Annotated in this window: 24 protein-coding genes; 19 read left to right on the top strand and 5 right to left on the bottom strand. The window is 70.8% G+C overall.

Annotated elements, in window-relative coordinates; translation table 11 throughout:
- The first annotated feature begins 52 nt into the window (after positions 1-52).
- A complete protein-coding gene (locus ACZ61C_RS39400) occupies positions 53-580 on the top strand; it encodes a superoxide dismutase (protein WP_465313026.1) in 528 nt (175 codons plus the stop codon).
- Here the strand turns inward: ACZ61C_RS39400 and ACZ61C_RS39395 are convergent.
- The 3 genes from ACZ61C_RS39395 to ACZ61C_RS39385 form a co-directional block, all read right to left on the bottom strand.
- Entirely contained in the window at positions 577-966 is a 390-nt protein-coding gene (locus ACZ61C_RS39395; RefSeq protein WP_465313025.1) for a TIGR03667 family PPOX class F420-dependent oxidoreductase, read from the bottom strand. The genes ACZ61C_RS39400 and ACZ61C_RS39395 overlap by 4 nt on opposite strands.
- 68 nt (positions 967-1,034) lie before the next feature.
- A complete protein-coding gene (locus ACZ61C_RS39390) occupies positions 1,035-2,876 on the bottom strand; it encodes a DUF2339 domain-containing protein (protein WP_465313024.1) in 1,842 nt (613 codons plus the stop codon).
- Positions 2,877-2,936: 60 nt separating this feature from the next.
- Positions 2,937-3,902, bottom strand: a complete 966-nt coding sequence (locus ACZ61C_RS39385; RefSeq protein ID WP_465313023.1) for a Gfo/Idh/MocA family protein — start codon at positions 3,900-3,902, stop codon at positions 2,937-2,939.
- Between the two features lie 96 nt (positions 3,903-3,998).
- Between ACZ61C_RS39385 and ACZ61C_RS39380 the strand changes: the two genes are divergently transcribed.
- Together ACZ61C_RS39380 and dusB are read left to right on the top strand one after the other, a co-directional pair.
- Positions 3,999-4,391, top strand: coding sequence for a hypothetical protein (locus ACZ61C_RS39380; RefSeq protein WP_465313022.1), 393 nt, complete (start codon positions 3,999-4,001; stop codon positions 4,389-4,391).
- Between the two features lie 52 nt (positions 4,392-4,443).
- Complete coding sequence (gene dusB / locus ACZ61C_RS39375) at positions 4,444-5,574, top strand: tRNA dihydrouridine synthase DusB (RefSeq protein WP_465313021.1); 1,131 nt, start codon at positions 4,444-4,446, stop codon at positions 5,572-5,574.
- A 14-nt stretch (positions 5,575-5,588) separates the two neighbouring features.
- On the opposite strand, the gene ACZ61C_RS39370 is transcribed toward dusB, so the two are convergent.
- Entirely contained in the window at positions 5,589-6,149 is a 561-nt protein-coding gene (locus tag ACZ61C_RS39370) for an HAD family acid phosphatase (protein ID WP_465313020.1), read from the bottom strand.
- Positions 6,150-6,304: 155 nt separating this feature from the next.
- Here ACZ61C_RS39370 and ACZ61C_RS39365 point away from each other — a divergent pair, with 155 nt between their 5' ends.
- Together ACZ61C_RS39365 and ACZ61C_RS39360 are read left to right on the top strand one after the other, a co-directional pair.
- Positions 6,305-7,201: a hypothetical protein gene (locus ACZ61C_RS39365; protein WP_465313019.1), complete on the top strand. Its 897-nt coding sequence runs from the start codon at positions 6,305-6,307 to the stop codon at positions 7,199-7,201.
- The gene (locus ACZ61C_RS39360; protein WP_465313018.1) at positions 7,176-7,982 is read left to right on the top strand and encodes a DinB family protein; all 807 of its coding nucleotides are present in this window, start codon (positions 7,176-7,178) and stop codon (positions 7,980-7,982) included. Before ACZ61C_RS39365 ends, ACZ61C_RS39360 begins: the two co-directional genes overlap by 26 nt.
- 239 nt (positions 7,983-8,221) lie before the next feature.
- On the opposite strand, the gene ACZ61C_RS39355 is transcribed toward ACZ61C_RS39360, so the two are convergent.
- The gene (locus ACZ61C_RS39355) at positions 8,222-8,671 is read right to left on the bottom strand and encodes a hypothetical protein (protein WP_465313017.1); all 450 of its coding nucleotides are present in this window, start codon (positions 8,669-8,671) and stop codon (positions 8,222-8,224) included.
- Positions 8,672-8,729: 58 nt separating this feature from the next.
- Between ACZ61C_RS39355 and ACZ61C_RS39350 the strand changes: the two genes are divergently transcribed.
- The 14 genes from ACZ61C_RS39350 (at position 8,730) to ACZ61C_RS39285 (ending at position 20,662) form a co-directional block, all read left to right on the top strand.
- Positions 8,730-9,392: a VC0807 family protein gene (locus tag ACZ61C_RS39350; RefSeq protein ID WP_465313016.1), complete on the top strand. Its 663-nt coding sequence runs from the start codon at positions 8,730-8,732 to the stop codon at positions 9,390-9,392.
- Positions 9,393-9,424: 32 nt separating this feature from the next.
- A complete protein-coding gene (locus ACZ61C_RS39345; RefSeq protein WP_465313015.1) occupies positions 9,425-10,117 on the top strand; it encodes a GntR family transcriptional regulator in 693 nt (230 codons plus the stop codon).
- On the top strand, positions 10,114-11,109 hold the full coding sequence (locus ACZ61C_RS39340; RefSeq protein ID WP_465313014.1) for an ADP-ribosylglycohydrolase family protein: 996 nt from the start codon (positions 10,114-10,116) through the stop codon (positions 11,107-11,109). Before ACZ61C_RS39345 ends, ACZ61C_RS39340 begins: the two co-directional genes overlap by 4 nt.
- Positions 11,106-11,978: a PfkB family carbohydrate kinase gene (locus ACZ61C_RS39335; protein ID WP_465313013.1), complete on the top strand. Its 873-nt coding sequence runs from the start codon at positions 11,106-11,108 to the stop codon at positions 11,976-11,978. Before ACZ61C_RS39340 ends, ACZ61C_RS39335 begins: the two co-directional genes overlap by 4 nt.
- Positions 11,975-13,411: a purine-cytosine permease family protein gene (locus tag ACZ61C_RS39330; protein WP_465313012.1), complete on the top strand. Its 1,437-nt coding sequence runs from the start codon at positions 11,975-11,977 to the stop codon at positions 13,409-13,411. The genes ACZ61C_RS39335 and ACZ61C_RS39330 overlap by 4 nt, the downstream gene beginning before the upstream one ends.
- A complete protein-coding gene (locus tag ACZ61C_RS39325; RefSeq protein WP_465313011.1) occupies positions 13,408-13,941 on the top strand; it encodes a cysteine hydrolase family protein in 534 nt (177 codons plus the stop codon). The genes ACZ61C_RS39330 and ACZ61C_RS39325 overlap by 4 nt, the downstream gene beginning before the upstream one ends.
- 54 nt (positions 13,942-13,995) lie before the next feature.
- On the top strand, positions 13,996-14,673 hold the full coding sequence (locus tag ACZ61C_RS39320) for a Crp/Fnr family transcriptional regulator (protein WP_465313010.1): 678 nt from the start codon (positions 13,996-13,998) through the stop codon (positions 14,671-14,673).
- A gap of 7 nt (positions 14,674-14,680) precedes the next feature.
- Positions 14,681-14,977 (top strand): hypothetical protein, encoded by a 297-nt coding sequence (locus ACZ61C_RS39315; RefSeq protein ID WP_465313009.1) that lies wholly within the window; start codon positions 14,681-14,683, stop codon positions 14,975-14,977.
- Positions 14,974-15,417 carry a hypothetical protein gene (locus ACZ61C_RS39310; RefSeq protein ID WP_465313008.1) on the top strand — a complete coding sequence of 148 codons (444 nt, stop codon included), beginning with the start codon at positions 14,974-14,976 and terminating at the stop codon, positions 15,415-15,417. Before ACZ61C_RS39315 ends, ACZ61C_RS39310 begins: the two co-directional genes overlap by 4 nt.
- Positions 15,418-15,489: 72 nt before the next feature.
- Positions 15,490-16,323 carry an alpha/beta fold hydrolase gene (locus ACZ61C_RS39305; RefSeq protein ID WP_465313007.1) on the top strand — a complete coding sequence of 278 codons (834 nt, stop codon included), beginning with the start codon at positions 15,490-15,492 and terminating at the stop codon, positions 16,321-16,323.
- An 87-nt stretch (positions 16,324-16,410) separates the two neighbouring features.
- Positions 16,411-16,974: an isopentenyl-diphosphate Delta-isomerase gene (gene idi, locus ACZ61C_RS39300; protein WP_465313006.1), complete on the top strand. Its 564-nt coding sequence runs from the start codon at positions 16,411-16,413 to the stop codon at positions 16,972-16,974.
- A 120-nt stretch (positions 16,975-17,094) separates the two neighbouring features.
- Positions 17,095-17,778 (top strand): GGDEF domain-containing protein, encoded by a 684-nt coding sequence (locus tag ACZ61C_RS39295; protein WP_465313005.1) that lies wholly within the window; start codon positions 17,095-17,097, stop codon positions 17,776-17,778.
- A gap of 713 nt (positions 17,779-18,491) precedes the next feature.
- Entirely contained in the window at positions 18,492-18,830 is a 339-nt protein-coding gene (locus ACZ61C_RS39290) for a hypothetical protein (RefSeq protein ID WP_465313004.1), read from the top strand.
- A gap of 434 nt (positions 18,831-19,264) precedes the next feature.
- A complete protein-coding gene (locus ACZ61C_RS39285; RefSeq protein ID WP_465313003.1) occupies positions 19,265-20,662 on the top strand; it encodes an LCP family protein in 1,398 nt (465 codons plus the stop codon).
- Positions 20,663-20,679: the final 17 nt, after the last annotated feature.

Below are 20,679 nucleotides of genomic sequence, written 5' to 3'. Positions count from 1 at the left end.
CTTTCGCGTGAAGATCATGGCTGCGCTCGTTCGCGCTGGTTAGAGAAGGACCATGCGTCTTCTCCCCGCTCTCGCTCTCGCGGCTGCCGCCGTTGTGCTGGCCCCTGCCGTCGCCTCCGCTTCGCCCGTGCGCGTGGTGACCGCGCACGGCCCGCTGACCACCTACCGCCCCGACCTCGTCCCGGCCGGCGCCCGCGCGCACGTCTTCAGCCTGTCGGCCGGCTCGGGCACGAAGACGACCCTCGTGGTCACCGGCCTGCTGCCGAACCGGGCCTACGGCGCCCACGCGCACGAGAAGCCGTGCGGCGCCACCGGTGACGCGGCCGGGCCGCACTTCCAGCACGTGCCGGACCCGGTCAAGCCGTCGGTCGACCCCGCCTACGCCAACCCCCGCAACGAGATCTGGCTCGACTTCACCACCGACCGCCTCGGCACCGGCCGCGGTCGGTCCACAGTGGACTGGACGTTCGGCGCGCGGCGGGCCGGCTCCGTCGTCGTGCACGAAACCCACACGCACACCGACCCCGGCCACGCCGGAACGGCGGGCGCGCGGCTGGCCTGCCTCGACGTGGCCTTTTAGAACCCCCAGGAGCGCTCGGGCACCACGCGGATGCGGACGGAGTACTCGGCGTCGAACGACTCCGCCGTGAAGCCGATGCCGGGGTAGGACGAGGCGTACTTGCCGAGGTACCCGGGCGCCTCGGAAGCCTTGCCCGCCTCGACGACGGCCTTTCCGTTCACCACGAGGATGTCGCCGCCGGACTCGCCGCTGTTGAGGTGGAAGCTCACCTCGGGGTTCGCTTCGAGGTGCCGGAGCTTGGCGGTGCCGGGCTGGCTGAAGACGAGCACGTCGTCACCGTCGAGGACGAACCACACCGGTCGTGGCGCGGGCCGCCCTTTCGGCGTGACGGTGGTCAGCCAGCCGATCTTCTCGTCGGCGCGGTCGGAAAGCTTCGGTGTGGCCATGTCGGTGCCCCCTGGTCGTCGGTCGTGTGATCAGGACAACCACGGGGCACTGACAGTTTCTTCCCGGTCTACCGGGAGGCGACGCGCCGCGCGTACCGCGAACCCGCGGCCAGCAACACCAGACCGGCGCCGAGGAACGCGCCGACCCGGGCCAGGCCGTCCAGGGCAGCCAGGTCGAACAGCACCAGCTTCAGCACCGCCGCGCCGACCAGGACCAGGCCGGTCACCCGCAGCGCCACGACCTCGATCCCGCGCAGCAGCAGGACCAGCGCCGCGACCGTCCAGGACACCGTGATCAGAGCGTGGCCGACCAGGAACCCGGTGCGGCCCGGGATCGCCAGCAGCGAACCGCACAGCACCACGCCGGCGGCGCCGTAGAGGGCCGCGACGCCGGCGAGGAGCCACACCGGCAGGTCGTCGGACGGCCCGCGGAACACCGCCAGCCGCATCGCCGCCCAGGGCAGCGCGACCGACACCGCGAGGAGCAGCGCGGCGACCGCCAGCGCGCCGGCGAGGTCACCCGCCGTCTGCGTCCGGTACACGATCAGCAGCACGGGCGTGACGTCGAAGACGACGCCGATCAGGCCGCCGAGCGCGGCGAACCCGAGCGCGGCGCCCAGCGCGAACCGGTTGCGCCCGCCGAGCGCGGCCACGACCAGGAGCAGGGCCTCGCCGAGCAGCACCGCGGCGCGGGCGGGACCGTCGAACTGGGTGACCGTCGCCTGCAGGATCGCCAGCAACCCGGCCAGCCCGGCCAGCTGCCCGGCGAGCCCGGGCCACCAGCGGCGCGCCGCCCACACCGCGAGCAGCACCACGCCCGCGCCGGCCGCGATCGGCACGGCCTGCACCTTCGGCAACAGCGCCGCGGCGATGAGCGTCGGCAGCACGGACGTCGCCAGCACGGACAGCGCGGCGGCGTCGTTCTCGCGGCGGCGCACGACGATCAGCGCCAGCGTGACACCGACGAGCGAGACGGCGCCGGCCGCGGCCGTGTTGGCCCAGCTGCCGCCACCGCCCACGACCGCCGTGCTGATCACGGCGGCGAAGAGCGGCGGGAGGCCGGCGGACAGGGTCAGCGACGACCAGTCGCGGCGCAGCTGCACCGGCGCCGTCGCGAGCTGGACCATCAGCAGGAACGTGACCAGTTCGGGGGTGAACCCTCGGGTGGTCATCGGCGCGCAGACCACACACCCGATGACCACGGCGGAGGCGAGCAGCGGCGAGTCCCAGCGCACGGCCACGAGCAGGCCGCCGACGGTGATCACCAGCCCGGCGGCGAGCCCGGCGAGCACCGGCAGGAAGTCGTAGAGGGTTGTCGCCGCGACGACGTCCAGGTAGAGCGTGGCGATGCCGGTGGCGGCCAGCGCGAAGGCCCCGGTGCGGCCGGCGGGCTTGCGGTGCAGCCAGACACCGGTGCCGGTCAGCGCGAGCCCGAACGCGGCGCCGACGAACACCCGCGGCAGCGGCCCGAGCCACCCCCGCTGGACGGCCAGCACGAGCAGCAGCACCACGCCGAGCAGCGTCACGGCGCCACCGACCCAGGCCAGGACGCGGCTGCCCGCGCCCTCCTTGCCGAGCTTCTCACCCAGCGTCTGACGCGGAACGGGCTGGTACGGCGGCTGCGGCGGCGGGAAGTACGGCCGTTGAGGCGGCGGCTGCCACTGGTACTGCGGCCACGGCATCTGCTGCTGCGGCGGCGGCATCGGCTGGGGTTGCGGCTGTTGCGGCTGAGACTGCTGCGGCTGGGGCTGCGGCTGTTGCGGCTGCGGCGCGGCTTGCTCGGGCTCCGGGGCCGGTTTCGGCTGTTCGGCGCGGGCGGTCCGCAGTTCGGAGCCCACCAGGGCGAGACGACGCCCCAGGTCGTCGATCTCGCCGGCGAGCCGGAGGAGCACATCTGCATCGGTGGTCATACCGGACAGAGTCGGCCATGAGCCCCCACCTGCGGATCCGTAGCACTACTCAAACCCGGGTCACGTCCTGGTCGCGGCGAACACCTCGTCCATCGTCACCATGATCGACACGGTTTCGTCCAGCGGCATGAGCGCGCTTTCGGTCTCCCCGGCGGCGAGCAGCCGGGCGACCTCGTCGGCCTCGTGCCGCAGGCCCAAGCCCTCGTCGACGTACTCGTAGCGGGCTCGATCGCCTTCGCGCGGAATGAACGTGAACGACGCGGGCGCGTAGAACGGCCCCTCGATCTCGATCCGCGCGGCCGTCCCGACGATGGCCGCCGTGGTCGGCGACACGGCGCTCAGCGTGCAGCCGAGCAGCGCCTGCGCGCCGCCCGCGTAACCGAAGAGCATCGACATCTGCGCGTCGACGCCGGTGAAGGCGGGGGTGGCCATGGCGGCGATCCGGTCGGGCGCGCCGAGCACCATCGACGCGAACGAGACGGGGTAGATCCCCAGGTCGAGCAGGGCACCACCACCGAGTTCAGGGGCGAAGAGCCGGAACTCGGGGTCCTCGGCGAACCACTGCCCGTGGTCGGCGGTGACGGTGACGACGTCGCCGAGCCGCGGCAGCAGCTCCCGCACGTGCCGGATGTGCGGCAGGAAGCGCGTCCACATGGCTTCCATCAGGAAGAGCCCGCGCGCCCGAGCCAGCGCGACGAGGTCCCGCGCCTCCTCGGCGTTCATCGTGAACGGCTTCTCGACCAGCACGGGCTTCCCGGCCTCGAGCGCGAGCCGGGCGTTGCCGTGGTGCATCGGGTGCGGCGTCGCGACGTAGACGATGTCGACGCCGGGATCTTCGGCGAGGGCCTCGTAACTGCTGTGCCGGGTGGTGACGCCGAGCCGGTCGGCGAACCGGTCCGCGCTCGCGGCCGTCCGGGACCCGACCGCGGCGACCACGCCGGAGCCGGTCAGCCGGAGGTCTTCCGCGAAGGCGCCCGCGATGCCGCCGGTGCCCATGATTCCCCAGCGCAGGGGTTCGTTCGTCATGGTCCGAACCCTACGGCGGTGGCGGCAAAAGCACCGTGGACGCCGGCCGTGAGGCGGGGCAGGGTTGGGGGTTCCCGACTCGCTCGGAGGCTCATCGTGCCTCGTCGTCGTCTGCCTGAACGCGCCACCCCGGCCGGCGCCGGCCGGATCTTCCTGCCGGTGATGCTGGTCGTCTTCGGCCTGGGCACGATCGTCCTGCTGGTCGCCGGGACCACGGTCCTGGCCGACGACCTCGCCCACGGCGGCGAGACGTCACCGTGGTTCCTGCTCGCCCTGTTCGCGACCGCGGTCCAGCTGGTCGCGGTGGTGGCCCTGGCCTTCCGCCGCCGCTGGGGCGCGCGGGTGTTCGGCGTGGCGTTCGTGGTCGGCGCGGTGCTGGACCTCCTGTCGTTCAGCGGCGTGAGCGGCGGGCTGGTGATCATCAAGATCCTGGCCGCCGGAGTCCTCGCGGCGGCGATCCTGGTCCGCTGGGACGACCTCATCGCGTGAGCCGATCCGGCCCCTGGTCGACGTGATCGACACCACAGGCGACAATGGAGACGTGACCGCCACCCTGAGCAAGCCCGCCCTGAAGATCGGCCCCTACCAGGTCGATCCCCCAGTCGTGCTCGCTCCGATGGCCGGCATCACCAACGTCGCCTTCCGGCAGCTGTGCGCCGAGTACGGCGCCGGGATCTACGTCTGCGAGATGATCACCGCCCGCGCCGTGGTCGAACGGCATCCCGGGACCATGCACATGATGACCTTCGGGGCCGACGAGAAGCCCAGGTCGATGCAGCTTTACGGCGTCGACCCGAAGACCATGGCCGAAGCCGTCCGGATCATCGTCGGCGAGGGGCTCGCCGACCACATCGACTCCAACTTCGGCTGCCCCGTCGCGAAGGTGACGCGCAAGGGCGGCGGGGCGGCGCTGCCGTTCAAGCGGAAGCTGTTCGAGGCGATCGTCCGGGAGTCAGCCCGCGCGGCGGGGGACGTGCCGTTCACGGTCAAGTTCCGCATCGGCATCGACGACGACCACCGCACCTACCTCGATGCGGGCCGCATCGCCGAGGCCGAGGGCGCGGCCGCCGTCAGCCTGCACGCGCGCACCGCCGCCCAGCGCTACTCCGGCCAGGCCGACTGGACCAAGATCACGGCGTTGAAGGAGGCCGTGACCAGCATCCCGGTGCTCGGCAACGGCGACATCTTCAGCGCCGCCGACGCCCTGCGCATGGTCGCCGAAACCGGCTGCGACGGCGTCGTCGTCGGCCGCGGCTGCCTGGGCCGGCCGTGGCTGTTCGGCGAGCTGGAGGCGGCCTTCGCCGGCCGTGCCCTGCCGACACCGCCGAACCTCGGCGAGGTCGCGCGGGTCCTGCGCCGCCACGCCGAGCTGCTCATCGGGCACGACGGCGAGACCAAGGCCCTGCGCGATCTGCGCAAGCACATGGCGTGGTACTTCATGAACTTCCCGGTCGGCTCCGAGCTCCGCCGCGGCTTCGCGATGGTGTCCAGCCTGACCGAGCTCGACGACCTGATCGGCCGCCTCGACCACGACGCGCCGTTCCCCGACAACGCCGACGGCCCGCGAGGCCGCCAGGGATCGCCGGGCAAGGTCACGCTGCCCCACGGCTGGCTGGACGACCCGGACGACGACTGCGTCCCCGAGGCGGAAGACATGCACTCCGGCGGCTGAACCACCCGCACGAGTCAGGACAGCTGCTCGTCGTAGTCGGGCAGCTTGAAGCCCTTTTCGTAGTTCTCACCGGTGAAGTCGCCCGGGCGGTTGCCGACATTCGCGATGATCGTGTAGCCCGCGACTGCGTACTCCTTGCGGCAGCGCTGTTTCGTGTCGGTCGCGTGCTGCTCGCCGCTCTTGCGGACGCACACCCGGTCGACGGGATAGCCGACGCTCGTCAGAGCCTCCTTCGCATCCGATGCGTCGCTGCGGAAACTGGCGACGAGCACGCTGACGCCGAGACTTTTGGCGTGCCGGGCGAAGTCGAGGACGTCCTGGGTGGCGTGGCCGGGCCGGTAGTGGGTTTCGAGGGCGGTGTTGTCGATGTCGGTCACGATGGCGAGCTTCGAACCGCCCCGCGAAACCCGGGTGTCGAGGTAGCCGGTCCCGCCGGCCATGGCTTGGTGGACGTCGGCGAGCCAGGTCTCGAAGCTCGGCAGCCCGCTCGCCGAGGCGGGCGCGGCGGCTCCCGCGGCGACGGCGACGCAGGCCAGCGCGCACGCAGCGACGCGGGTGACAACGGTTTTCCGCATGGTGTTGTCCTTCGTGATCGGCGGCGATTCGTTGTGCCGCAGCGGGTTTTGACGTCAACGATGCTACGAGCGTCGCCTCGGCGAGGTACCCCGCGAAAGTCGTTAACAGTTATTCGGGACTCGTACTCCGCGACCGAAACGTGGATCATCGACGCATGCCTGAGACGTCCTTCGCCTGCGCGCTCAGCACCGCCATCAGCCGTGCCGGGCTCAGCTTGCGCCAGCTCCAGCGTGCCCTCGAAATGCGGGGGACGAAGGTCAGCGTCGCGACTCTGAGCTACTGGGGCAGCGGTCGTAGCCGGCCCGAACGTGACGTGGATTCGGCGCTGGCCGCGTTGGAGGAGGTTCTGCGGCTGCGTGATGGCGAACTGTCCGCGTTGCTCGGCGCCCGCCGTGGCCGGGGCCGGGCGGCACGGTCCACTCAGGACGTACACCGGATGGCAAACGCCTGGGGCGCACCGGTTTCCCTGCGCGACGCGCTGGCCGAATGCGCTGTGCCGCCGGTGCGCACGGTCACCCGTCACGACACCCTGTACCTCGACCGCGAGGGCGTGAACCAGCGACTGGTCGCGGCCGTGACGCTGCTCGCCGCGGGGGCAGCCCGCAGTGCCGTCGTGCTGGTGCGAGGTGCTTCGCGTGAGCGGATTCCCGTGCTCGGCAGAACGCGCGGTTGTGTCCTGCGCAGCTACCGGGTCGTCGCCGGGCAAGGGCTCGCGTTGATGGAGCTGGAGCTGGACCGGCCGCTGCTCGCGGCCGAAACCGGCCGGATCGAGTACGAGGTGCTGTTCGACGACGACGTCCGCAATGACCACTGGTTCCTCCGGACCCACCGCACGGTGCGGGATCTGCGGCTGACGGCGGTGTTCACACCACCGATGACACCGGCCGCGGTCGCCGTCGTGGCACCCGGCCCGCACCGGGGCGTCCGGCGGACCGCGACGGAGTTCGCGGCCGCGGCGGGCAACGTGCGCCCGGGGTGTTTCGGGCTTCGCTGGAACTGGCCCGACACCGCTGCTGCTGCCGAACATGGCGCGGCCGGAGCGGATGGGTGAGACTTCATCGATGGTCTCCGAATACGTCCAGAGCGACCAGTTCCGGAGTGCTCGCATCCACCTGTGCGACCTCGCCGGCCTCGAAATCCGCGATTGCGAGGTGAACGGCCTGAAGATCGTCGACTGCTACGGCAGCGACGTCTACCTCGGTGGTTACTTCGAGCGCCTCGTCGTCAACGACGTGGACGTGACCGCCTACGTCGAGGGTGAGCTCGACGCCCGGCACCCTGCGCGGGTGCTGGCGCGGAACGCGGCTTCTCCCGAGGACTACCGGGCTGCCTGGGACGCCATCGAGACCGCGTGGAGCTCGACGCTCGACCGGGCGAGACTGCTGCCCCAGGCCAAACTGCACGAGCAGGTCGACGGCGAGTGGTCATTCGTCGAAACCCAACGACACCTCCTGTTCGCCTCCGACGCCTGGCTTGGAAACGCCGTGCTCGAAGAGGACGCGCCCTACCACCCGCTCGGCTTCGCGGCCGGAGGAACACCACCCGAGGAGGCGACGAAGCTCGGCCTCACCCTCAGCGCCGACCCGCAACTCGACGAGGTGCTCGCGCCCAGGCTCGCCCGCATGGCCGCGATGCGGCGTGTCGTCGACGGGCTCACCGCTGCCGAGCTCGACCGGGTGTGCGGCCGCAAGCCTGCCGAGATGTATCCCGACCAGGAGTACGTGGTTCGCCGTTGCCTCAAGGTGGTGCTGAAGGAAGAAGCCGAGCACCACCGTTACGCGGTGCGCGACCTCACGGTGCTCGAAGCAGGCCTGTCTGAACGGCACCGTTGACCCCGACCACGCTCGACCGGAGCCGTTGCCGACGACGCACCTGACGCAGCCGGCGGGCCTGCCCGGTCCGAACACCGAAGCAGAGAACGTGATCGGCTGCGGGCCGGCGCGGCATCGGCCTCCAGCGGACCACGCCGAGAATGCCTTCGAGGATGATCGGCGTCGAGGCTGAACCGGGTCACCGCCACGACCTGCTCGCCGGGCACGCCCGCCTGGCCCTTCGTCGTGCTCGCGCAGCCTCACCGTGCTCCAGCACCTCCTGCCGCGAAGCCAGTGGTCCGCCTCGACGCGAGCGGAACTCTTGAGCGGCGGCTGAGCTGCAGCAGGCTGAACCCGAACAACGCCACTCCCAGTGGCACGTGCACCACGGTCACGTGCGCAATGCCCAGCACCACCTGCGCCAGCACCAGCCCGAAGAACACCCCCGCCGAGACGATCGGCCGGGGTGAGCCTCCGCCCGGTCGCCACGCCAGAACCGCGGCCACGACGTGCACCATCGCCACCACGAACACCGTGTACGCGGCCGCGCTGTGCAGCGAATGCCCGTTGGGCGTGGTCAACAACAGGCCGGCCGTAACCGGCGAGAGAAACACGGCCAAGGTCTGCAGGCCGATCGTGAAACGCAGAAATGTCGCCATACCCGTTCGACGACGCAGCCGGGCCGAACGTGAGGTCGTGACATCTGTCATCCCCCGATCGTGGCGGATCGCATCTCCGCGAAACCCCTTCCAGCGACAAGCTTTTCCCATGACCACGAACGAAGCAGGCCTCGGTTCCCTCCTCCGGACGCTCGGCGTTGAGATCGCCGTGCCGCTGGGCGTCTACTACGGGCTTCACGCCTTCGGGGTGAACGACTTCACCGCGCTCGCCCTCTTCGGCGTGGTCCCGCTCGCCCGCACCCTCTTCCAGTTCGCCCGGAACCGCACCATCAACGGCCTCGCGCTGGTCGTCCTCGTGACCAACGTCGTCGGCATGCTGCTGACCTTCGTCGCCGGGGACGCGCGGATGATGATCGCCAAGGACTCGATCGGGAGTGGGTTCATCGGGCTGGTCATCCTGATCTCCGCGTTCACCGCGCAGCCGATCATGACCAAGGCCATGCGCCCGTTCCTCACCCATGGCAAGGCCGATCACGAAGCCGCGTGGGAACGCCTCGAGGGCAACGCGCGGTTCGCCACCGTCCTGCGCCGGGCCGGCATCATCTGGGGTGTCGGGTTCATGCTCGAAAGCGCCGCGCGGGTGGTCGGCGCCTTCACCCTGCCCATCTCGACCATGGTGTGGCTGAGCACGGTCCTCTTCGTCGGCTCGTTCGCGGTGATCATGGTGGTCGCCGGCGCCGCGGCCAAGGAAGCCGGTGAGCTGGTGGCCCGGGAGGCATCGGCCGAGGTCAGGACGCTCGTCGCCGCTTGACCAGGCCTCGCCGCCGGTGTACAGGTGTGTACATGTACGGCAAGAAGCAGCACCTGGTCGGCGACCTCGCGGAGCTGATCCGCTCCGGGCGCCTCGCCCACGGCGAGCGCCTCCCCGGCGAGAACCAGCTCGCCCTGCAGTACCAGGTCAGCCGCGGCACCGTCCGCAGCGCGCTCTCCGAACTGCAGCAGCTCGAGCTCATCTCCACCCAAGCCGGCGTCGGCTCGTTCGTCACCTTCGACGGCGTCCAGCTCGACCAGCGGATCGGCTGGGCCCGCGCGCTCGCCGACGCCGGGGCGCCCGTCACCACCGAGCTCCTCGGCATCGAGACCGTCGAAGACCAGGCCCTCGAGGAAGAGTTCGGCGAGAAGACCTACGTCGCCGTGCGGCGGCTGCGGCGGGAGCACCACCGCGGGGTCTCGCTCGAAACCGCCACCGTGCCCGCGGTCGGCCCGCTCGCCGAGCTCCCCGAGACCGGCCTGCGGGACGGCTCCCTGACCAAGACGCTCGAAGCCGCCGGCCGGATCTCCGTCGGCGGTGACCAGTGGATCAGCACCGAACGGCTGGACGCCCGCGGCGCCGAGCTCCTCGGCCGCTCCATCGGCGAGCTGTTCCTGCGGGCCGAACGCACCTCCGTCGACGTCGAGGGCCGGCTGGTCGAGCACGTGGTCAGCCTGCTGGACCCGGACCGCTTCCAGTTCCACCTCACCTTCGGACACCGGTGAACGCGCGGGACCGGGCGCTCGGTGCGTTCACCGGGCTGGCGGTCGGCGACGCGCTCGGGATGCCGACGCAGTCGATGTCCCGGGCCGCGATCGCCGCCGCCTACGGGCCGGTCACCGGGCTGCTCACCGCCGTCGCCGAGCAGCCGGTCGCACCGCTGATGCCCGCCGGCTCGGTCACCGACGACACCGAGCAGGCCGTGCTGCTGGCGCGGCTGCTCATCGACGGCCGCGGCACCGTCGAACCGCACGTGTTCGCCGACGCGCTGCTCATCTGGGAAGCCGACATGGTCCGCCGCGGCTCCGCGGACCTGCTCGGCCCGTCGACCAAACGCGCGCTTTCCCGCCTGCAGGACGGTGTTCCGGCCGACGAGGCCGGGCGCACCGGCACCACCAACGGCGCCGCCATGCGGGTCACGCCGGTCGGCATCGCGACCCCCTCGGACGACCTGCACCGCCTGGTCGACGCCGTCGTCGCGACCGCGCGCGTCACGCACAACACCAGCCTGGGCATCGCGGCCGCCGCCGCGGTCGCCGCCGTCGTCTCGGCCGGGGTGGACGGCGCCGAGCCGGCCGAAGCGCTCGACGCGGGTGAGCGCGCCGCCGTGGTCGGCGGGGAACGCGGGCACTGGGCGCCGGGCGGGGAGATCGCCGCGCGGATCCGCTGGGCGCGCGGCTGGGTGCGGGGCATGGCGCCGGCCGCCGTCGCCGACGCGGTCGCCCGGGTGATCGGCACGTCGGTCGCGTCGCAGGAGTCCGTCGTGGCCGCGTTCGCGCTGGCCGAGGCCATGGGTGACGACCCGCCGGCGGCGCTGCGCCTGGCCGCCGGGCTCGGCGGGGACACCGACACCGTCGCGGCGATCTGCGGGGCGATGCTCGGCGCCACGCGCGGAGTCGGCGCGTTCCGCCCGGACGTCGTCGAGACCGTGCTTTCCGTGAACCGGCTCGAGTTCGGGCCGCTCGTCGACGAGCTCCTGCGGCTGCGCCGGCGATGACCGGGCGGCTGGTGCACACCGGCCAGGTCGTCCTCGACCTGGTGATGGTGGTGCCGGCCCTGCCGCCGCCCGGCGGCGACGTGCTGGCGTCTTCGACGAGCCTGGTGCCGGGCGGCGGTTTCAACGTCATGGCCGCGGCCGCGCGGTCCGGCGCCCGCGTGCTCTACGCGGGTAGCCACGGTGTCGGTGGCCTCGGCGACCTGGCCCGGACCGCGCTGGCCGCCGAGGGGGTCGAACTTGCCCACGAACCGACGCCGGACCTGGACACCGGCGTGGTCGTCGCGCTGGTCGACCCGACCGGCGAACGCACCTTCGCGACCGGCACCGGCGCCGAGGGACGACTGAAGGCGCTCGACGATGTCGTCCCAAAGGATGACGACATCGTGTACGTGACCGGCTACAGTCTGTTGCATAAGACCAACCGTGCGGCGCTTCTCGACTGGCTGCCCCGGTTTCCCGGCACGCGGATCCTGTTCGATCCCGGCCCCCTCGTCAGCGACATCACCCCTGGAGACCTCCATGCCCTACTGTCCACAATAGACATATTGAGCTGCAACACACGCGAAGCCGCCGTGCTCGGCGAGCTTCCGCCGGTCGCCGTCGTCCGCGACGGCGCGAAGGGCTGCCGGGTCCACGAGCACGGCCGGACCACCGAGGTCCCGGGCTTCGCGGTCGACGCCGTCGACACCAACGGCGCGGGCGACACGCACTGTGGAGTTCTGGCCGCTGAGCTGCTCCGCGGCAGTACCCTCCTCGACGCCGCCGTGCGCGCGAACGCGGCGGCCGCGCTCTCGGTGACCCGCCGCGGCCCGGCGACCGCGCCGGACCGCGCGGCGATCGACCACCTACTGACCAGGGACGGGTCATGACCGGTACCGAACGCAAGCTCAAGGTGGAGACCAACGGCCTCGACGTGATCACCGACGCCGAGCGCCGCGGCACGCCGCGGCAGCTGTTCTGGCCGTGGTTCGGCGCGAACGTCTCGGTGCTGGGGCTGAGCTACGGCTCGTTCACGCTCGGCTTCGGCATCTCGTTCTGGCAGGCGCTGGTCGCAGGTGTGGTCGGCATCCTGTTCTCGTTCCTGCTGTGCGGGTTCATCGCGATCGCCGGCAAACGCGGTTCGGCGCCGACGATGCTGCTCTCGCGCGCGGCCTTCGGCGTCCGCGGCAACCGGCTGCCGTCCGCGATCTCGTGGCTGCTCACGGTCGGCTGGGAAACCGTGCTAACCGCGCTCGCGACACTGGCGACGTCGACGGTGTTCGAACGTCTCGGCTGGGGCGGCGGCACGGCGACGAAGGTGGTGGCGCTGGTCGTGGTCGCCGCGCTGACCGTCGCCGCCGGCGTGCTCGGGTTCGACGCGATCATGAAGCTGCAGACGTGGATCACCTGGATCACCGGGGTGCTCACGGTGGTCTACGTGGTCCTCGTGGTGGGCGACATCCACTGGGACGCGGTGCGCGCGCTGCCGTCCGGCTCGGCGCAGCAGTGGGTCGGCGCGCTGGTGTTCCTGATGACCGGCTTCGGCCTCGGCTGGGTCAACGCGGCGGCGGACTACTCGCGCTACCTGCCGCGCTCGTCGTCCGGGCGCGGCGTGGTCGGCTGGACGACGTTCGGCGCGTCGGTGGCGCCGCTGGTGCTGCTGGTGTTCGGGCTGCTGCTGGCCGGGTCGTCACCCTCGCTCAACGACGCGATCGCGAAGGACCCGATCGGCGCGCTGACGACGTTGCTGCCGCTGTGGTTCCTGGTGCCGTTCGCGATCGTCGCGGTGCTCGGCCTGGTCGGCGGCGCGGTGCTGGACATCTATTCGTCCGGGCTGGCGCTGCTGTCGGCGGGCCTGCGCGTGCCGCGTCCGGTGGCGGCGCTGGTCGACGGTGTGCTGATGATCCTCGGCACGGTCTACATCGTGTTCTTCGGCGGCGAGTTCCTCGGCCAGTTCCAGGGGTTCCTGGTGACGCTGGGCGTGCCGGTGGCGGCGTGGTGCGGCGTGATGCTCGCGGACGTCCTGCTGCGGCGCCGCGACTACGCGGAGCGGGAGCTGTTCGACCGGGCCGGCCGCTACGGCGACATCCGCGTCGGGCCGATCGCCGTGGTGCTGGTGGCGACGGCGCTCGGCTGGGGCCTGGTGACGAACACGTCGGCGGACTGGCTGAAGTGGCAGGGTTACCTGCTGGAGCCGTTCGGCCTCGGCGGCCGCGACGGCTCGTGGGCGTTCGCGAACCTCGGCGTGCTGCTGGCACTGGCCCTGGGCTTCCTGGCGACTTTGGTTACCCGGCAACGCATCCGGGCACAGGAGGCCGTGTGAGATCGGTACTGGCGGTCATCGACCTGCAGAACGTGTTCGCCGACCAGGCGAGCCCGTGGTTCACCCCGCGGTTCGCCGAGGTGGTTCCCCCGATCCAGCGCCTGGTGACGGCCTTCGGCGACAACGTGGTGTTCACGCGGTTCGTCGCACCCGCGCGTCCGGACGGGGCGTGGAAGCAGTATTACGAGCGGTGGCCGTTCGCGTTGCAGCCACCGGATTCACGGCTGTACCAGGTGGTGGCGGGATTCCAGCCGTCGTCCACAGTGGACGCGACGACGTTCGGCAAGTGGACCCCACGGATGGCGACCCGAGTGGGTGGGTCCCGGCTGCTGCTGGCGGGAGTGTCAACGGACTGCTGCGTGCTGTCGACGGCATTGGCTGCGGCGGATGCGGGCGTGTCCGTGACCGTGGTTTCGGACGCCTGCGCGGGTGTCGACGACGAGAGCCACACAAAGGCGTTGGACATCATGCGGCTGTACGGACCGCTTATCAAGATCACGCAGGTCAGCGACCTTCTCGCGGAAGGATAAGCTTCCAAGTGGAGTACTTGACCCCTGCCTAAGTGTAATTCTATCCTTTCAAACATGGCGGATCCGCTCCAAGATCAAGCGCAACCGCTCCTCACCGAGGAGGAACTGCTCCACCTGGACAAGGTGGGCCAGGTCCTTCACCGCGAGGAGGGACACACGTTCTTCCGGGAAGGCGAGGCGACGGACTTCGCCCTGCTCATCAAGAAGGGTCACATCAAGGTGGTCCTGGGTACGCGACCACGGATCGTCGCCATTCGCGGGCCCCGGGAAACAGTCGGCGAAATGGCCGCCGTCCGACCACAGCCGCGCACCGCCAGCGCAATCGCCATGGATGCGGTGGAAGTTCTGCACCTGTCCGCGTCGGCGTGGCGGAAGTTCCTCCTTGATCACCCCCGTGCGATGTACGCCCAGCTCGTGGCCGCCGACGAGCGCGTCTCTCAGGCCACGAACAAGATCGTCGAATCCGACCTGGCAGTGGAGCAGAAGGTCGCCAAGGCCCTGCTCGAGCTGGCCAAGAACGGCATCGGTCGCACCACCGACACCGGGCTCGCCGTGCCGCTGAGCCAGCAGGACGTCGCGGCGTTGACGGGCGCCTCACTCGACTCCGTCAAGAAGATCGTCCGGGCGTTCAAGGAGCAGCACGTGATCGGCACCGGCCGCCAAGTGCTCTATGTCCATGACCACCACGCCCTCACGGAGATCGCCGAGGGCAACCGTACGGCGACGTTGTGAGCCGGCGGTGTCCGCCATCCTGTTCGGCCACCCGGAATGGATCACCGTCCCCCTCGTTGTGGCACTGTCGATGGTGACGAAGGCGTGGCTTCGGTTGCGCCGTACCGAAGTACAGGAACGATTCGAAACTGATCGACTGCAGAAGGCGCTGGAGGGCAGCGCGCCTACAGAGCGCCCGGAGATCATCCGTGCGCTGGGCGCCTTGCCATCACCCCAGGATGAAGCAGCCGATCCCGAAGCGGAGGAGCGCATCCTGCTCGACTGGCTCCGCCGCCACCGCACGCCCGCACCACCGAAGGAATGACCGTGGTCATCAGCCTTTGCCACCATCCGCTTTTCCGGCAGTTGACCGAGTTCGGTCTGGACCCCCGCGACTATGTTGTCTTCGGCGGCGCGCCGATGTTCGCGCACAACCTCACCGAGAAACTGAACGACCTGGACGTTGTTGCACGCGGCGATGCCTGGCGCTTCGCCGAAACTCACGGCGTCGCCGGCACAGGCTCGGTGACCGGTGACCGGCTCCGGAAGCTCGGCGGCGGCCGCATCGAGTTCTCGGAGCGCTGGATCTCGCCTGACTGGGATACCGACGACCTGATCGCGCGTGCTGAACTCATCGACGGCATCCCGTTCGCCCCGCTCGCGGACGTCTTGAAGTACAAGCAGATGCTGCGCAGGCCGAAGGACATCGAGGACATCCGCACGCTGTCTCTCAAGATCAGGTCACCACCACCGTCGGTGTGTTGACCGCCTCCTCGACCGAGCGAACGGTTCTGACCGGCCACCACCCGTTCAACCGCGCGAAGTAGATTCGGGCGCGTGATCGACCACATCAGCATCCCCACCGAGGCCGGTTCCTTCGACGCCATCGCCGCCGGGCCCGAAGACGGGCGGCCCGTGCTGTTGCTGCACGGTTTTCCCGAAGCCGCGACCGAATGGGAGCACCAGGTCGCCACCCTCGGGGTGCTCGGGTACCGGGCCGTCGCGCCCGATCAGCGGGGTTATTCGCCTGATGTGCGGCCCGAAGCGGCCTCCGACTACTCGATCGACCACCTCGTCGGGGACGTCGTCGCCGTCGCCGAGCGGCTCGGGTGGGGGCAGTTCGACCTCGTCGGGCACGACTGGGGTGGCGCTGTCGCCTGGTGGACCGCCGACATGCACCCCGAGCGGCTGCGCAGCCTCACCGTCGTCTCGACGCCGCATCCCGCCGCGCTCGCCGATGCCATGAAGAACGACGAAGACCAGTACCTGCGGACGCAGTACATGACCGAGTGGCGGCAGACGCGCGTCACCGAGCGGCGGATGCTCGAGAACGACGCCCGCGCGCTGCGGGACATGTTCGAGCGGCGCGTCTCGCCGAGCAAGGTCGACGACTACGTGCGGCGGCTGTCCGAGCCGGGCGCGCTCACCGCCGCGCTCAACTGGTACCGCGCCGGGCGGCCGGGCGGGAAGATCGGGCCGATCTCCGTCCCGACGCTCTACATCTGGAGCACCGAAGACGTCTCGTTCGGCTCGACCGCCGCCCTCGACACCGCGAACCGGGTCACCGGGCCCTACCGCTTCGAAATGCTCGAAGACGTCACGCACTGGGTGCCGGAAGAGGCGCCGGAAGCCGTCACTTCGCTGATCGTGGAGCACCTCGACGCGCGGTGACGGCCCGTCACCCGGGCGGGCGGACCGCCGGTAACCCACCCGCCTTGCGGTACGAGGCGCTCGGGCCCGTCGTGTTCACTGGGGCGCGTGGATACCGCGACCGAACCCGAAACCGAGCAGGTCGTCTTCGTCACCGAGGACGGCGTGCCCACCGGCGAGACCGGCCCGAAGCTCGCCAGCCACCACGAGCACACCCGGTTGCACCTGGCCTTTTCGTGTTACGTCCTGCGTCGCAGCGACAACGCACTGTTGATCACGCAGCGCGCGCTGCACAAGAAGGTCTGGCCGGGGGTCTGGACCAACAGCGTCTGCGGCCACCCCGCGCCCGGCGAGTCGCTCGAGGACGCCGTCAGCCGGCGTGCCGGTTACGAGCTCGGGCTGCCGTCGCTGTCCGGGCTGCACTGCGTGCTGCCGAAGTACCGGTACCGGACGCCGCCGTTCGAGGGGATCGTCGAGAACGAGTTCTGCCCGGTGTTCGCCGCCTGGGCCGACGTCGAGCCCGAGCCCAACCCGGCCGAGGTCGGCGACTGGCGCTGGGTCTCTTGGAGCGACTACCAGCAGTTGCTGACCGACAAAACGGCTAATGTGAGTTACTGGGCCAAAGACCAATATTCCCAGCTCAAGGGCCTTGAGCCCTTCGTCGGACTCTGAACGCGCAACTCCTCAGAGTAACCATCGTCGTCCCGTTGAGCTAAATTCGCCTTTCGGCCGGGCCGACACCTCAAGCGCGGTCTCCACTGCGACGACAACCAATGCGTGGTGGAGGTGGGCATGGTCGCCGAGGACGACGGCGCGCTGCGCCGGAGCCCGCGGGCGCCGGACCTGCTCCGGCTCCACGAGGCCATCGCCGGCCTGTTCGCCACCCAGGGCGACTGGCGCCGCGCCTACCAGCACCTTCGCTCCGCGCTGGACATCGCGCGCGACGGCAGCCTGCGGGACGCGCTGACGTCGAGCTACAACCGCCGTTACCTCGACGAGCGGTTGTACGGACCGTTCGCCGACCGCCAGACGGCCCGGCCGCGGCCGCCGCTGGGCCTCGCGCTCATCGATCTCGACCGCTTCAAGCGCGTGAACGACACGTACGGTCACCTCGTCGGCGACCGTGTCCTCCGCCGGGTGGCCGACCTCCTCCAGGAGGAGCTGCCGCCGGACGGTTTCTGCGCCCGCTACGGCGGCGAGGAGTTCGTGCTGTGGCTGCCGGGGGTCGACGCCGGGCAGGCGGTGCGCATCGTCGACGCCGCCCGGCTGCGGGTCGCCCGTCACCCCTGGTCAGAACTCCAGCCGGGACTGAACGTCACCATCAGCGCCGGACTGGCGCACGCGGGCGCGCCGACGTCACCCGAGCGGCAGCTGCGCAGCGCGGACTCCCTGCTTTATGCGGCGAAACGTGCGGGCCGGAACAAAGTCGCCTATCACGACGCGCAAAGCACGCAGTTAATAACACACTCTGAGTAACGTAAACGCGGCATTACTCCGGATTGCCGATGCCGGCCTTCACCCGTTTGTCGACGCCCAGCGGCCGTTCGTCGACTCAAGGTGAAGAAAATTCCGGGAGGGTGTCGTCACGAACGGGGGGTATCCGTACGATAACGAAAACCGCCGGGGGAACGATCACCTCCTGTGGGGGAAGACGGCCAACCAGAGCCCAACCCTCGACCGTGCGAAAGGAGACCGAGTGCCGGACGAGCACGACAGCCCGGGAACCGGTCGCCGCACCGATGGTCCCGCGCGTCCCCGCACCGGCAGACGCCGGTCGATGGAGGACCAGGGCGGGCTCAGCGTTTCGGACGTCGTCGCAAAGACCACCGGGGTTCGCCCCGTGCCCCCTGACCAGCCAGGACGCCGGGCCGCGGAGCCCGCTCCGCAGCCGCCGCGCACGCCGCGACAGGCCCCTGCGGAGAACTCGGTACCCACGGACGCGACACGTCAACCGCGCCCGCCCCGCCCCCGCCAGCCCCGCCGCACGACGGCGGCGGCCCCCCAGCCGGAGGCCCCCCTCCAGCGCCGCCCGCCGGCGGCCAACCCGGGCCCGCAGCAGACCTCGGCGGCACCCCAGCCCCCACGGCGAATGCGCCGCCCGGCGCCTGAAGGCCCGGAGGGGACGGCCCCTCGCCGCCCGGGTGCGGCTGCCGAGGAGGCAGAGCAGCCTCGACGTACAGCTCCGGCTGATGGTCGCGCGGCGGCCAGGCCCGCGCCTCGTCGGGCTGCCGAAGGTGCTGGCTCGCAGGCCGAAGCCGCTGGTCCTCGACGTGCGGCTGGTCCGGACGGGCCTGCGCCTCGTCGGGCCGCCGAAAGCGCTGGCTCCCAGGCCGAAGCCGCTGGTCCTCGCCGGGCCGCACCTGACAGCCCGCCGGGTCGCGGCCTGGCCGAGGGCACTGGTCCTCGCCGCGCAGCCGGTCCCGATGGACCCGCGGCTCGCCGCGCCGCCGCTGAAAGCGCCGGTTCCTCGGCCGAAGCCGCTGGTCCCCGCCGGCCCGCACCTGACAGCCCGCCGGGCCGCGGCCTAGCCGAGGGCACTGGCCCCCGGCGCGCAGCCGGTCCGGATGGGTCCGCACCTCGCCGCGCTGCCGAAAGCTCGGCCTCCCAGGCCGAGGGCACTGGCCCCCGCCGCGGAGCCGGTCCCGATGGACCCGCGGCTCGCCGCGCCGCCGCTGAAAGCGCCGGTTCCTCGGCCGAAGGCACTGGCCCGCGCCGGGCCGCACCTCGCCGCGCCCCCGCCGATGGGCCTCGCCGTCCGGGCGCGGCCTCCGAAGGCGCCGCTCCCCGCCGTCCGGGCGCTCCCGAGAGCGAGTCGCAGCGACCCGACGGGCCCGCACCGCGCCGAGCCGCCGCAGCGGCAGCCGCCACGGCCGCCGCTGAGGCAGCCGCCGTGTCCCCGGACGCTCCGACCAAGCGACCGGCGAGTGCCGTCCCACCGCGGGCCGCTCTTGATCCGCTGACCATGACCGACGAGATGGAAGCGATCGACGAGGCGACCCAGTACCGCCGCAAGATCGACCACACCCTCGCCCGGTTCTCGGCCGCGCACGACGAGATGGAAGCCGAAGAGGCGAAGCGGCGCGAACGCCGTGAGCGTCTCTCGCCGGCTTCGCTGATCGAGAGCACTCGCACGGCGCTTCAGCGCGTCGTCACCACTGCGCCTTCTCCCGAAGAAGAGGCCGAGCAGGCCGCGCAGACCCGGCTCCAGGAGAAGAAGCAGCGGAAGATCGAACGCTCGATCCGGTTCGGCCGGATCGCCGCCGCCGTGATCGCGGGGCTCGTTTTCCTCGGGATCGGCGGTGCGTGGGGCGCGCAGACCTACTTCGACGCCAAGTTCACCCAGATCTCCGCGCTCGACGAGAACTCCGCCGACATCCAGGACGCCGCCGGCCAGGCGAACGACGAGAACTTCCTCATGGTGGGCTCCGACACCCGGGACGGCGCGGCCGCCGAGGAAGGGGTCGGCACCGCCGACAGCACTCCCGGCGCCCGCAGCGACACCGTCATGGTCGCCCACATCCCGGCGGACCGGCAGCGGGTCGTCGTCACGTCGTTCCCGCGCGACCTCGAGATCAACCGGCCCGACTGCCAGCGCTGGGACCCCGCGCAGAACAAGAACACCGACGAAAAGGTCCCCGGGCAGAAGATCGCCAAGCTCAACACCGCGTACGCGGTCGGCGGTCCGTCGTGCGTGACCAAGGTCATCCAGCAGATCACCGGCCTGCGGATCAACCACTTCGTCGGGATCGACTTCAACGGCTTCAAGGAGATGGTCGACGCCGTGCACGGGGTCACCATCCACAACGAGATCCCGATCGACGACACCATCCTCGGCAAGGTGCTGCTGGAGACCGGCGACGTCACGATCTCCGGCGACCAGGCGCTGAACTTCGTGCGCGCACGGCACGTCAAGGGCGACCCGACGTCCGACTACGGCCGGATCAAGCGGCAGCAGGAGTTCATCGGCGCGCTGCTGAAGAAGGTCATGTCGTCGGACGTCGTGCTCGACCCCGGCAAGCTCAGCGACTTCATCACGGCCTTCGCGAAGGCCACCTTCGGCGACAACCTCGGTGTCAAGCAGATGATGACGCTGGCGCAGTCCATGAAGGGCCTCGACCAGTCGAAGATCACCTTCCTCACCGTGCCGACGACCGGGGAGTCCAACAGCCGCGGCAACGAGGTCCTCGTCCGCAGCAAGACGAAGGCCCTCTTCGACGCGCTGCGCAACAACACCCCGCTGCCGGACCCGAACGCCCCGATCCCGGCGAGCGAGCAGGCTCCGCCGACGAGCACGTCGAAGTCGTCGTCCAAGACCACTTCCAAGACGACGACCAGCAAGAAGACGAGCAGCACGGGCTGACCCGCGAGGATCGTTAG

This window comes from Amycolatopsis sp. NPDC104587 (genome assembly GCF_055583645.1).
The sequence above is the reverse complement of the archived record's forward strand: the minus strand, read 5'-3'. Positions and strand labels throughout refer to the sequence as shown.